The sequence below is a fragment of the Nocardiopsis chromatogenes YIM 90109 genome, assembly GCF_000341185.1.
Classification (GTDB): domain Bacteria; phylum Actinomycetota; class Actinomycetes; order Streptosporangiales; family Streptosporangiaceae; genus Nocardiopsis_A; species Nocardiopsis_A chromatogenes.
Window position 1 is genome coordinate 1 of sequence record NZ_ANBH01000340.1, and the last position, 12,155, is coordinate 12,155.

The 12,155-nt window shown below is 74.1% G+C and carries 9 protein-coding genes and 1 pseudogene; 3 read left to right on the forward strand and 7 right to left on the reverse strand.

Translation table 11 applies throughout. From position 1 onward, the window contains the following. Nucleotides 1–158 precede the first annotated feature (158 nt). The 5 genes from D476_RS0129245 to D476_RS0129265 form a co-directional block, all read right to left on the reverse strand. Nucleotides 159–974 carry an enoyl-CoA hydratase/isomerase family protein gene (locus D476_RS0129245; protein ID WP_017627435.1) on the reverse strand — a complete coding sequence of 272 codons (816 nt, stop codon included), beginning with the start codon at nucleotides 972–974 and terminating at the stop codon, nucleotides 159–161. Between the two features lie 568 nt (nucleotides 975–1,542). After that, the gene (locus D476_RS37720; protein ID WP_026123961.1) at nucleotides 1,543–1,749 is read right to left on the reverse strand and encodes a helix-turn-helix domain-containing protein; all 207 of its coding nucleotides are present in this window, start codon (nucleotides 1,747–1,749) and stop codon (nucleotides 1,543–1,545) included. A gap of 462 nt (nucleotides 1,750–2,211) precedes the next feature. Further along, nucleotides 2,212–3,810: an ABC-F family ATP-binding cassette domain-containing protein gene (locus tag D476_RS0129255; protein WP_017627436.1), complete on the reverse strand. Its 1,599-nt coding sequence runs from the start codon at nucleotides 3,808–3,810 to the stop codon at nucleotides 2,212–2,214. A 148-nt stretch (nucleotides 3,811–3,958) separates the two neighbouring features. Next, complete coding sequence (locus tag D476_RS0129260) at nucleotides 3,959–5,320, reverse strand: AI-2E family transporter (RefSeq protein WP_017627437.1); 1,362 nt, start codon at nucleotides 5,318–5,320, stop codon at nucleotides 3,959–3,961. A gap of 140 nt (nucleotides 5,321–5,460) precedes the next feature. Continuing rightward, on the reverse strand, nucleotides 5,461–5,868 hold the full coding sequence (locus tag D476_RS0129265; RefSeq protein ID WP_017627438.1) for a YccF domain-containing protein: 408 nt from the start codon (nucleotides 5,866–5,868) through the stop codon (nucleotides 5,461–5,463). Nucleotides 5,869–6,091: 223 nt separating this feature from the next. On the opposite strand from D476_RS0129265, the gene D476_RS0129270 reads away from it, so the two are divergent. Together D476_RS0129270 and D476_RS0129275 are read left to right on the forward strand one after the other, a co-directional pair. Beyond that, nucleotides 6,092–6,745: an MBL fold metallo-hydrolase gene (locus D476_RS0129270; RefSeq protein ID WP_017627439.1), complete on the forward strand. Its 654-nt coding sequence runs from the start codon at nucleotides 6,092–6,094 to the stop codon at nucleotides 6,743–6,745. A 494-nt stretch (nucleotides 6,746–7,239) separates the two neighbouring features. Continuing rightward, nucleotides 7,240–7,542 (forward strand): WhiB family transcriptional regulator, encoded by a 303-nt coding sequence (locus D476_RS0129275; RefSeq protein WP_270681446.1) that lies wholly within the window; start codon nucleotides 7,240–7,242, stop codon nucleotides 7,540–7,542. Between the two features lie 989 nt (nucleotides 7,543–8,531). On the opposite strand, the pseudogene D476_RS34995 reads toward D476_RS0129275, so the two are convergent. Together D476_RS34995 and D476_RS0129285 are read right to left on the reverse strand one after the other, a co-directional pair. Then, nucleotides 8,532–9,820: pseudogene (locus D476_RS34995) on the reverse strand (phosphoribosyltransferase). Nucleotides 9,821–9,989: 169 nt separating this feature from the next. Beyond that, a complete protein-coding gene (locus tag D476_RS0129285; RefSeq protein WP_017627441.1) occupies nucleotides 9,990–10,559 on the reverse strand; it encodes a GNAT family N-acetyltransferase in 570 nt (189 codons plus the stop codon). A gap of 193 nt (nucleotides 10,560–10,752) precedes the next feature. Between D476_RS0129285 and D476_RS0129290 the strand changes: the two genes are divergently transcribed. After that, nucleotides 10,753–11,985, forward strand: a complete 1,233-nt coding sequence (locus D476_RS0129290; RefSeq protein WP_017627442.1) for an MFS transporter — start codon at nucleotides 10,753–10,755, stop codon at nucleotides 11,983–11,985. The last annotated feature ends 170 nt before the right edge of the window (nucleotides 11,986–12,155 follow it).

The window sequence follows — 12,155 nt, forward strand, 5'->3', positions numbered from 1 at the left end:
GCCGGGGCCAACGAGCGGGGCATCACCTGTGCCGTCGCTGCCCCTCCCCTATACCGAGGGGAGTGGTCCGATCGACAACGAGACCGAAGGGCGTCGGCACCGGAATCCGCCGCACGGCCCCGGCTTCTGCCCCCGCTCCAGCTCCCGCCTTGGGCCCTTTATCGGCCCATCAGTGCCGCCATGTTGATCAGCCGATCGGCCTGGGCCGTCCGCTCGGCGGCGCACTGTTCGGCCAGTGTCCGGCCCTGGGCGCCCTGCAGCAGTTCCTTCGTCGCTGAAGCGGCGTCGCGCGGGACCGCTGCCAGGGCCGCCACCAGGTCGTCCACGGTCCTGTCCAGCTCATCGCCCGGAACCACGAGCTCGGCCAGGCGCAGGCGCTCGGCCTCGTCGGCCTCCACCGTCCGCGCGGTCAGGCACAGCTCCATGGCCCGCGGCAGCCCCACGATGTCGACCAACGGCTTGGTTCCGGACAGGTCCGGCACCAGGCCCAGCGCGGGCTCCTTCATGCACAGCTTCGCGTCGTCGGCCAGCACCCGCAGGTCGCAGGAGAGGGCGAGCTGGAAGCCCGCGCCGATCGCGTGCCCCCGCACCGCCGCCACCGACACGATGTCCGGGCGGCGCAACCAGGTGAAGCCCTCCTGGTAGGCCGCGATGCCCGCGTCCAGCGCCGCGCGCTGCTCAGGGGTGTCGCCCACGTCGGCCATCAGGGTGCGCTCGCCGGGCACGCCTTCCGGCGAGAACATCGCCAGGTCGATCCCGGCGGAGAAGGACGGGCCGTCTCCGGAGACCACCACAATACGGACGGACTCCGGAAGCGCCTGGCCGACATGGGCCAGTGCCCGCCATGTACGCCCGGTCATCGCGTTGCGACGCTCAGGCCGCGCCAGTGCGATCCGCGCGACCTCGCCGTCCACCTCCAGGCGCAGCCCGGCCGCGCTCAGCTCCTCCCCGTCGGGGAGAACCGGATCCTCCATGCCCACCTCCGCTGCTCGGCGCGCCCGCCCCTCGCGGGCCCGCTGCCGGTCGGTGGACCACGGTATCCGCGCCCCCGCCCGCGCCTGTCGCCGGGCCTGGGGAACCGCGACTTCACCGCCGCCGCTACCGCCACCGGTGCGGACGAAGGACACGCCGCGGCAGGGGTCCCGGGGCACCGCTGGTCCGGCGGCACCGAGGCGGGCGATCGACGCGGTCACGGCCGAGGACCACCGACGCCTTCGCGGCCGGGCCCCGCGGCTTCGCCGCCCTCAGCGGGGCGACCGGCGCGCCCGTGTACGGACCTGTCCGGAACGGGTGCTTCACCAGCGCCGAACCCGCCGGGCCTCGCGCCGTACCCGCGGCCGACTGGAGCGATCGCCCCACCCGCCGCCGATGCGGCCCCACCGTGCGTGTGCGGTCCCGGGCGGCTCGGCAGCGCGCTTCCGCCGCCGTAGAGCCGGACCTTCCGCACGCTCCGCACCTTCTACGCTTTCCGGGCCCTCCGCGCCTATCGCGCCTTCCGGGCGCGCTCGCGCCCGGGGCCCACTTCCCCGGCCGTGGCGGGGGTCAGGTACGGCGGGTCGCCCCGCCCCGGCCGCGCAGCGTGACGCCGGCCTCGGTAAGCAGGCGGTGGACGAAGCCGTAGGACCGCCCGGTCGCCGCCGCCAGCGAGCGGATGCTCTCGCCCGCGTCGTAGCGCTTCTTGAGTTCGGTGGCAAGCTCGGATCGCTCGGTTCCCGTCACACGCGTTCCCTTTCTCAGGGTGTCGGCCACGTCTACCTCCCGTACTCTCGCGGCCAGTGGCGGGCGCCGCCCCACTGCCGGGGACGCCCTGCCGGCGCCTTCCGGTGCCCGACGCGGCGCCGGTGCCCATGATCAGCCATGCACCCGCCAGTGGCCACCCCCCGGCACGGGGCCGGAACGGGCCGGGGCCGTGCGCCCCGTTGTGGTCAGCACAAAACCTGACCCGTATCCCGCGTCGCGTCAACGGCGGCGCGCCGGTAGGCCGGGGCTGTCCGAAACCCGGAGCCCGGCGCCCGCCCCCCCGGCCAGGCGGGCCGAGCCGCAGGCCGAGCAGGTGGGACGAACGGGTACGCCGGGGCGCGGACCAGGCACACGCCGATCCGCGGGGCCGACAGGCGCGCCGAGGCGCGGGCCGAGCCGCACACCGCGCAGCGGGGCCGACGGCTGCGCGCCGACGGCCGGAACCGGGCCGCGGGGCCGCGAGAGCCCGGGTCAGGCCAGCGTGATCAGGTCCTCGAACTCGGAGTTCCACATGTCCTCGGCGCCGTCCGGCAGCAGGATCACCCGCTCGGGCGCGAGCGCCTCCACGGCCCCCTCGTCGTGGGTGACCAGGACGATCGCGCCCTTGTACCCGCGCAGGGCGCCGAGGATCTCCTCACGGCTGGCCGGGTCGAGGTTGTTGGTCGGCTCGTCCAGCAGCAGCACGTTGGCGCTGGAGACGACGAGCGCGGCCAGGGCCAGCCGGGTCTTCTCCCCGCCGGAGAGCACCCCCGCAGGCTTGTCCACGTCGTCCCCGGTGAACAGGAACGACCCCAGGACCCGGCGCGCCTCCACCTCCGGCAGCTCCGGCGCGGCGGACATCATGTTCTCCAGGACCGTGGCGGAGGTGTCCAGGGTCTCGTGCTCCTGGGCGTAGTAGCCGAGCTTGAGCCCGTGTCCGGGCACCACCTCGCCGGTGTCGGGCTCCTCCACCCCGGCGAGCATCCGCAGCAGGGTGGTCTTGCCCGCGCCGTTGAGCCCGAGCACCACCACCCGGCTCCCCCGGTCGATGGCCAGGTCGACCCCGGAGAAGACCTCCAGCGACCCGTAGGACTTGGACAGCCCCTTGGCGCTGAGCGGCGTGCGCCCGCTGGGGGCCGGGTCGGGGAAGCGCAGCTTGGCGACCCGGTCGGAGGCGCGCTGCCCCTGCACCCCGTCGAGGATGCGCTCGGCCCGGTTGGCCATCTGCTGGGCCGCCCGCGCCTTGGTGGCCTTGGCGCGGAACCGCTCGGCCTGCTTCATCAGCGCACCGGCCTGCTTCTCGGCGTTGGCCTGCTCGCGGCGGCGGCGCCGCTCGTCGGCCTCGCGCTGCTCCTGGTAGGCCCTCCAGCCCATGTTGTACACGTCGATGGTGCACCGGTTGGCGTCCAGGTAGAAGACCTTGTTCACCACGTCCTCGACCAGGTCCACGTCGTGGCTGATGACGATCAGCCCGCCCTGGTGGGCCTTGAGGAAGTCGCGCAGCCACGCGATGGAGTCGCCGTCGAGGTGGTTGGTGGGCTCGTCCAGCAGCAGCGTGTCGGCGCCGCTGAACAGGATCCGCGCCAGCTCGATGCGGCGCCGCTGGCCGCCGGACAGGGTGCCCAGCGGCTGGTCGAGGACGCGCTGCTCCAGGCCCAGGCTGGAGGCGATGGCCGCCGCCTCCGACTCGGCCGCGTACCCGCCCATGATGTGCAGCTCCTCGTCGGCGCGGGCGTAGGCGCGCACCGCCTTCTCGGCCACCTTGGGGTCGTCGTCGGCCATCCGCTGCTCGGCGCGGCGCAGCCGCCGCAGGGCGTCGGCGATCCCGCGCGCGGACAGGATGCGGTCGCGCGCGATCTCCTCCATGTCGGTGGAGCGCGGGTCCTGCGGCAGGTAGCCGAGGGTGCCCGAGACCGACACCGAGCCGGCCGCCGGGGTGCCCTCGCCCGCCAGCACCTTGGTCAGGGTGGTCTTCCCAGCGCCGTTGCGCCCGACCAGCCCGATCCGGTCGCCGGCGGCGACCCGCAGGGTGGTGGGTTCGAGCAGGAGCCGGGGGCCGACACGCAGTTCCAGGCCGGAGGCGGTGAGCATAGGGCGGGTGTCCTTATTGCGAATCAGGTGCGTGCGTGGGACGTCGCGGCAGGGGTGGGCGCCCTCGACCCGCGGGGGACGGGGAGGGCCGCCGCTTGCGCGTCAACCGGGAATGATGAAAGGCACCCGGCCAGGGTAGCGGACCCTCTCAGCGGTCCACTTCCGTTTTCTCGGCGGCCCGCGCGGGGGACGACCCGTTGTCGGCGCTCCCGCCCGCGTAACGCGCCGGGGCCGCCGATCCTTCCCCGCCCGCCGCGGCCCGCGCGGGCGCACGGCCGGCTCCGCCGTCCCCGCCGCCGGCCTCGGCGTCCCCGCCGTCCTCGCCGTCCCCGGACTTGCGCTCGCTGAAGGGGCGGTCGCGCAGCAGGGCGGCGATCACCGCCGCCACCGGTGTGGCCAGGAACATGCCGAGCACACCGCCGATGATGCTGCCGATGCTGATCGCGACCAGCACGACCGCGGCGGGCAGGTCCAGCGCCTTGCCGTAGACCTTGGGGGCGAAGACGTGGCTCTCCAGCTGCTGGACGATGAGCACGACCGCCAGCACGACCAGGGCGATGAGCGGCCCGTCGGTGACGAAGGCGACGGCCGTGGCCAGCAGGCCGGTGAGGAAGGCCCCGATGATCGGCAGGAAGGCGCCGATGAAGGTGAGCACCACCAAGGGGATCACCAGGGCGGGGTCGATGAGGAAGAACAGCGGGACGCCGATGCCCACGGCGTCGAACAGCCCGACGGTGGCCACCCCGCGCACGTAGCGGCCCATGACCCCGTAGGCGACCTCCACGGTGGCGTTGACCGGGCGGCGCGAGGCGGCAGGCAGCAGGCTCTGCAGCCACTCCACGAGACGGTCGCCCGAGTGCACGAAGTAGACGGTCAGCACCAGGATGAGCACCAGTCCGAGGAGGAGCTCCAGCACGGCGGTGCCAGCGGTCCACACCCCCGTCATGAGCTGGTCGCGGTTCTCGGCGAGCAGGTTGGTGATCTCCTGGTCGGCCGAGTCCATGATCTGGGAGACCAGCGCGGGGTGCAGGCCCAGGCCGGTGGCGATGTCGCGCACGCTGTCCAGCGCCTGGCCGAGGCTGTCGACCAGGCCGCCGAAGCCGGAGACCGCCGGCTGCACGATCAGCGTCACCACGCCGCTGAACACGATGAGCGAGCCCAGGCAGGTGATGGTGGTCGACAGGCCGCGCCCCACGCCTTTGCGCCGCATCCAGTTGGTGGGCGGCATCAGCAGGGCGGTGAGGAAGACCGCGAGGATGATGGGGACGGTGATGACGCTCAGGTAGCCCACGGCCCAGAGCAGAAGCGCCACGACCACGCCGATGAGCAGGATGCGCCAGGCGGCGTCGCTGAGGTTGCGGAACAGGTCGTCCTCAGCCGGTGCTTCGGCTCGGGCGGGGCCTGCGGCCTCCGGCTCGGGCGTCTGCGGCTCCGCCGCCGCGGTCCGGGCCCGGCGCGCCGCCCGCCGGAGTCTGCTGAAGGACCACTGCCCGGGCCGCCTGATCCACACGTCGTCCCCTTCCGGTGTCTTCTTCCGGTTACTTCGTCACGGTGTTCGGTGTCGGCCCATTCTGCCGCCCCGGCGGCGCGCGGTGCGCGCCGCCGGGGCGATCACCCGGGCGGGCGGGGTGTCCGGCCGCGCTCGGCGGCTCAGAACTTCCACGGGTCGCGTGCCTGCTCGCTGGCCACGATCTCATTGCCGAACGGCGCCAGGGCGACCGGGATCATCTTCAGGGACGCCCAGGCCATGGGGATTCCGATGATGGTCACGGCGAGGCCGATGGCGGTGCCGATGTGGCCGAGGACCAGCCACCACCCGGCGACGATCAGCCAGATGACGTTGCCCAGGGTGCTGCCGCCGCCGGCGCCGGACCGCTTGGTGACGGTGCGGCCGAAGGGCCACAGGGCGTAGTTGGCCATGCGGAAGGACGCGACGCCGAAGGGGATGGTCACGATCAGCACGCAGCAGATCAGACCGGCGAGCGCGTAGCCGAGGGCGAGCCACAGGCCCGCCACGACCAGCCAGATGATGTTGAGGATGAACCTGAGCAGCGCCACAGCCGCTCCCCTTCTCGTCGTCTCTCGGCCGCCGCCGGACCGCGTCCGCGCGGCGGCTCGCCTGCTTCCTGACTTCTCGTCGTCCCCTATGACGCCCCTACCTCCGGTGACGTTCCGCGACGCGTCCCTGTCCCTTCCCTGATTCCCGGCGTGCTCCCCTTAGGGGCCGGGAGGGGTATCGTCTGTGGACGAAGGGCCCAGACCCGGCCGAAAGGGGGCGCTGATGCGGATCGAGAAGCGGGGGCACGCCTGCGTCCGCCTGACCCACGGCGGCGGGACGCTGGTGATCGACCCGGGCGGCCTGAGCGAGCCGGACGCGGCGGTGGGCGCCGACGCGGTGGCCCTCACCCACGAGCACGGCGACCACTTCGACGCCGACCGGCTGCACGCGGCCCTGAAGGCCAATCCGGACCTGGAGATCCACACCCACGCGGGCATCGCCGAGAAGCTGGGCCCGCTGGCCGACCTCGGGGCGCGCGTGGTGGTGCACCGCCACGGCGACACCGCCCGGATCGCCGGGTTCGACGTGGACGTGTACGGCGAGCGGCACGCGGTCATCCATCCCGACATTCCGGTCATCACCAACATCGGGTTCCGGGTGGCGACGCCGTCGGGCGCCGTGTTCCACCCGGGCGACTCCTTCACCGTGCCCGAGGACCCGGTCTCCACCCTGCTGGTCCCGGTGCACGCCCCCTGGTCCAAGACCGCCGAGGTGGTCGACTACCTGCGCGCGGTCGCCCCGCGCTCGGCCCTGGCCGTGCACGACGGGCTGCTGAACGGGACCGGCGCCGGCGCGGTCGAGCTGCTCGTCTCGACGCTGGCCCCCGACGTCGACTACGCCCGCCTGGAGCCGGGCCAGGGACGCGATCTGGACTAGCCCGTCCGCCGCCTCCTCCCCCGGCCCCGGGCCACTCCGCGCCGCCCTGGTCTAGACCGGAATGTGATCCGAACATCAGGGATCACCCCTAGGCACGGACCGAAATCCCCCATACGATGTTCCACATCCGGCTCATCGGGCCGGATCTCGCAATCCGTCACCGACTCGGGCAGAGGCCCGGCCTCGGGACGCGGCCCCTGCAGTTTCGGTAACGGTTCAGCGAGGAAATTCCCCGCCCCCCGTGCGCGAGCGGGAACGGGGATGGCATGATTACGTACCGGCCCGCAGGGAGGGCTCCAGCACCTCCCCGGCCGTTCACGTGAGCGCTTGCCGGCCTCGACGGTCTTCTGCGCCTTCCGTGGTCTCCACCACTCCGGGAACACCGAAGCGACGCATGCCGTTACGCATGCCGGGCTCTCACGGCCGCATGACCGTGTTCTAGCAACCCTTGCTGTCCAACAGCTTACTAGCGATTCAACAGAGGTGGTTCAACCATGTCTCAGGTACGTCGGCAGGCCGCGCTGCGCCCCCGCCCGAGCTGGGGGTGGCAGGATGCCGCCGCGTGCCGGGGCGAAGACCTCGTGCTGTTCTTCGGCCCGGATGGCGAGCGCCAGCCGGAGCGGGAGATCCGCGAGCGCAAGGCCAAGGAGATCTGTGCCCAGTGCCCGGTCCGTACCGAGTGTCTCGACTACGCGATCTCGCGTCCTGAGAAGTACGGAACCTGGGGCGGTCTGAACGAAGACGAGCGCGCTTCCGAGCGTCGGCGCCGCATGCGCCGCGCCAACGCCGCCGCCTGACCGCCTTTCCCCACACGGCCCGGCCAGACTGAGCGACCGTCCCCCGCGGCGCTGGAACGGCTGACGACCTTTGGCGGCCCCGGCCCCGCTGATGCGGCCCGAATAACCCGAGGCGCCCCGACGGCACACGTCGAGGGCGCCTCGGGTTTTTCCATGTCCGGGTCCCGTGGGCGACGGCATCCGCCCGGGAGGGGCGACACTCCGCCCCGTACTCCGGGTGCCCTTGACGACGATCGCGGCGGTGGTGCGGTCGAAACCGCCGGCTCGACAGTGCCACCGCCGCGATCGTCGCGCCGGTCGTACAGGGATGACACGGTCACGTCCGCGGTGTTCCCATCAGGCCAGGCCGGTGCGATCGTCGCGACGTCGGAGCGGTCCCGTGTCCCCGCGTCGGTACCCCGACCGGCGCCCTGCCCTGTCGGCGAGCCGCCTTCGGCCGCCCGCCCATCGTGGCCATGGACGCCGAGAGTTCCACTTCAGCGGACGCCGCCGATGACACCGCTCCAACGGACGTGACCCCCGCGGGCCGGGCCGGGGCGCAGCGGCCGCACCCCCGCCCTCTGGACGCACGCATCCGCGCGACGGCCGCACAGGCGAAACGCAATGAGGCGCGCCGAATTCCGCGCCAATCGTTCCTGGAGCGTGGCGGACGCGGCGCAAGCGTCACCGAATGGTGATGTGGGGATCGCCTGCGGCGCACTTCTCCACAAAAGAGGGCTAATGGGAATGGAAAGGATGATTCCCCGCCCCTGCGCCGCGCCGCCCGGATCGGGCGCGCGCACCGCCATGCGTCCGCATCACACGGATACGCCGGGATGGTCCCCCATCGACCCCGGACGCACCATTGATCAGGTGTGTCCCCGCCATTCGGACATGTCATGTCTCGGACCTTGGTCGTCCGTCCCGACCGGAAGCGGCCGCGCCCCGCCGCCCGCGGACCCCGGCCCACCGGCTGCGGCCTCGGCCCATCCCCCTCAGGCCCGATCGGCTCAGAGGTGCCGGTCGAACCACTCCGCGGCGGCCTCGCCCGCCAGACGCCCTTCGGCCGTGCCGCCCAGAAGCTGTTCCGCACCGGGGGCCGCGCGCAGCTCGACCGGGCCTCCCATCCGGCCCGCGGCCCACTCGCTCAGCTCCCACACGAACGACTCCCCGCCGGGGACCATCACCAGCGCCGGGACCCGCACCTGCGGCAGGTCGTCCCCGGCCAGGTCGATCCGCCCGCCGAGCACCGCCACCGCGCCCACGTCCCCCGGCATGCGCGCCGCGGCCGCCGGTGCGGCGGGGGGCGGCGCCCCCCCGNGCCGAAGACCCCGACGCCGCCCCGGGCGCCGGCCGCCGCCCGCAGCCACTCGACCGCGCGGGCCAGCCGCTCGCCCAGCTCGTCGGGGCCGATGTCGGGCGCCCCCTGGGCCGACTCCCACTCCTCGGGCGTGAACAGGTCCAGGGCGAGCGTCGCGTACCCCGCGTCGTGCAGCGCGTCGGCCGCGGCCCGCTGCTGGGCGTGTGCACGCCCGTGCCCCAGGGCCATGACCGCCGCGCCGCGCACGGTGCCCGGCACCGTGAAGTCCCCGTCGAGTCCGACCCCGCCCGCGGTGACGCGCACCGGGCGGCCCAGGGGGCGCCCGCCCGCGCGGTCCTCCAGCAGCGCGGCGATGTCGGCCTCCGTCGGCCGCTCGTAGTCCCGGTACCACTCCCCCACCGCCTGGAAGTTGTCCGGCGCGGTGAGCACGACGATCTCGTCGGCCTCACCGCGCAGTGCCGCGATCGCCGCCTGCGAGGCCACCGGGACCGCCAGGACGACCCGGGCGGGGTGGTGGCGGCGCACCGCGCGCACCGCCGCCCGCGCCGTGGCGCCGGTGGTGACGCCCTCGTCGACGATCACCACGTCGCGCCCGGCGAGCGGCACCCCCGGGCGGCCGCCGCGGTAGGCCTTCAGCAGCCGGTCCAGCTCCTGGCGCTCGGCCTGGACCGCCCGCGAGAGCACGTCCCGCGACACGTGGCGGCGGGCCAGCTCGGAGTCGTCGAAGAACACGCCCCCGTCCTCGGTGACCGCGCCGACCGGGGCGCGCGCGTCGCCCTGCAGGTTCAGACGCCGCACCACGAGCACGTCGAGCGGCAGGTCCAGAGTGCGGGCGAGCTCCGCGCCGACGGGCACGCCGCCGGGCGGCAGGGCGAGGACCACGGGGTCGGTCCGGACGAGCGGGCGGACCCGCTCGGCGAGGCCGCGGCCCGCTGCGGAGCGGTCGGTGAACGGCAGCGACACGGGTACCGGGCTCATGATCGCCTCTCCCGGTTGCGGCGGCGAAGTGCGGTGGAGATACCCGCTCTGGGCCTCCGCCCAACATCAGGGGACGATTCGGCCGCTTCGGGCGCCGGTACCCCGAGCCGCCCGAAGGGGGCGGCCGGTCACGCTCGGCCGTGCCGTGCCGCCGGTTCCGGACATGGCCTCACAGCCCGGCGGTCTTCCGGAAATCATTCTCCAGGACGCCCATGATGAGGGCGTCGTGGCGGCGCCCCTCCCACAGCAGGGCGTCGCGCAGGCGGCCCTCGACCGCGAAGCCGCACGAGCGGTAGACGGCGATCGCGCGCATGTTGAAGGCGTAGACCTCCAGCCACACCCGGTGCAGCCGGATCCGGTCGAAGGCGTACTCCAGGAGCAGCCGGGTGGCCTCGCGGCCCAGCCCCTGCCCGGTGAACTCGATGGCGGACAGGGAGATACGGTAGGAGGCCGTCTCGTTGTCGGGGTCGACGTCCATCAGGGCGAGCTCGCCGACGAAGCGCCCCTCCGGGTGGGCCACGATCGCCAGGTCGAGCCGGTCCGGGCGGTCCGACCGGCTCGCACACCACTCGGCGGCCTCCTCGTAGCCGATTCTGCGGTGCGTACCGGTGAGCCTGCGGATCTCGTCGTCCTGGGCGGAGGCGTAGAAGTCGTCGACGTGTTCCTCCGACAACGGCACAAGGCGGACCCGCTCCCCGGTGAGGGTCGGCTTCTCACGCAGCGCACTCAAGTCGATCATCGGTCGGGACTCCGGTCGTCGAGGGGATCGTCACGTGCCGGGAGCGGGGTCCGGCTGATCGGGCGGTAGCGTCGATGAGTCGGCGATTTCGGCCAGAAGATCATATGTAAGACGCCCGACCGCCTCGGCGCAACCCCTGAGGTCAACGGTGCGTAGCAGTCGCATGACGGCACGCGATCGATTCGGAGGCGCGATGGAGCCGCAGCACCGGGTGGACGGGGAGGCGCCCCCGGGCCGCGCGGCCGTGCGTGCGCGCGCCGCCGTGTTCGCCCTGTTCGCCGTGAACGGGTACGCCTATACCAACGTGGTGCCCTGGCTGCCCGTCGTCAAGCAGGACCTGGACCTGACCAACGCGGCCCTGGGCGCGGCGATCGCGGCGATGCCGACGGGCGCGCTGGCCACCGGGATGCTCGCGGGGCCGCTCATCGCCCGCTTCGGCAGCGGACGGGTGGCCGCGGCCGCCGGGGTGCTGACGGCACCGCTGCTGCCCCTGGCCGCCGTCGCGCCCGGGTGGTGGACGTTCGCGCTGGTGCTGTTCGGGCTGGGGTCGCTCGACGCCTGGATGGACGCGGCGATGAACACGCACGGGCTGCGGGTCCAGCGCCGGTACGGGCGCAGCATCATCAACGCCTTCCACGCGGCGTGGAGCCTGGCGGCCGTGGCCGGGGGCCTGACCGGCGCGTCCATGGCGGGCGCGGGCCTGGGGATGGGGACGCACCTGACCGTGGTCGCGGTGCTGCTGGCCGGGGCCTCCCTGGTGGCGGCGCGGGGCCTGCTGCCGGGACCGGAGGGGGCCGAGCGCGGCGACGCGGAGTCGGCGGCCGAAGGCGGCGCCCGGGAACGGCTCCGCGCCGCGGCGGGGGCGCTCCGCGGGGCGGCGCTCCCGCTGCTCGCGCTGAGCGCTCTGCTGATGGGGGCCTCGGCGGTGGAGGACTCGGCGGCCACGTGGGGCGCGGTGTTCCTGTCGGGCGAGCGCGGGGCCGGGGCGTTCCTGGCGGCGCTGCCGTTCGTCGCCTGCCAGGGGATGATGACGGTGGGGCGGCTCACCGGGGACCGGGTGACGGACCGCTTCGGCGCGGTGGCCACGGTCCGCGCGGGCGGGCTGGTGGCCGCGGCCGGGATGGCGGTGGCGCTGCTGGTGCCGTTCCCCGCCGCGGGCGTGGCCGGTTTCGGCCTCCTGGGGCTGGGGGTGGCGACGATGTTCCCGCTGACCCTGGCGGCCGCGGGCGAGGTCCCGGGGGTGCGCAGCGGAGACGGGGTGACGGTGGTCGGCTGGCTGGGCCGGCTGGGCTTCCTGGCCTTCCCCCCGGTGGTGGGGGCGCTGGCGGACGCGTGGACGCTGACGTCGGCCCTGTGGGTGGTGGCGGGGGCGGCGGTGATGTGCGCGGTGCTCTCCCCCGCGCTGCGCCCGCGGCCGCGTGCGTGACCCGCAGGGTTGTCGGCCCCTGCCGCAGCGCCGTCAGCTGTACGGCGCGGGGCGGTCGCCATGATGGGGGACGGTGCGATCGGCCCCGCATCCAGGCGGTCCGGCGCGCGGCGGGGTCCGGAGCGGGGTACCGGCTCCTCCGCCCGCCCCCGGCCGCGGCCTCCCGCCCG

Bases quoted from the DNA above. Each gene is read 5' to 3' on its own strand.
- D476_RS0129245 (WP_017627435.1), bottom strand. From the start codon at position 974: ATGGAGGATCCGGTTCTCCCCGACGGGGAGGAGCTGAGCGCGGCCGGG.
- D476_RS0129255 (WP_017627436.1), bottom strand. From the start codon at position 3,810: ATGCTCACCGCCTCCGGCCTGGAACTGCGTGTCGGCCCCCGGCTCCTG.
- D476_RS0129270 (WP_017627439.1), top strand. From the start codon at position 6,092: ATGCGGATCGAGAAGCGGGGGCACGCCTGCGTCCGCCTGACCCACGGC.
- D476_RS0129275 (WP_270681446.1), top strand. From the start codon at position 7,240: ATGTCTCAGGTACGTCGGCAGGCCGCGCTGCGCCCCCGCCCGAGCTGG.
- D476_RS0129285 (WP_017627441.1), bottom strand. From the start codon at position 10,559: ATGATCGACTTGAGTGCGCTGCGTGAGAAGCCGACCCTCACCGGGGAG.
- D476_RS0129290 (WP_017627442.1), top strand. From the start codon at position 10,753: ATGGAGCCGCAGCACCGGGTGGACGGGGAGGCGCCCCCGGGCCGCGCG.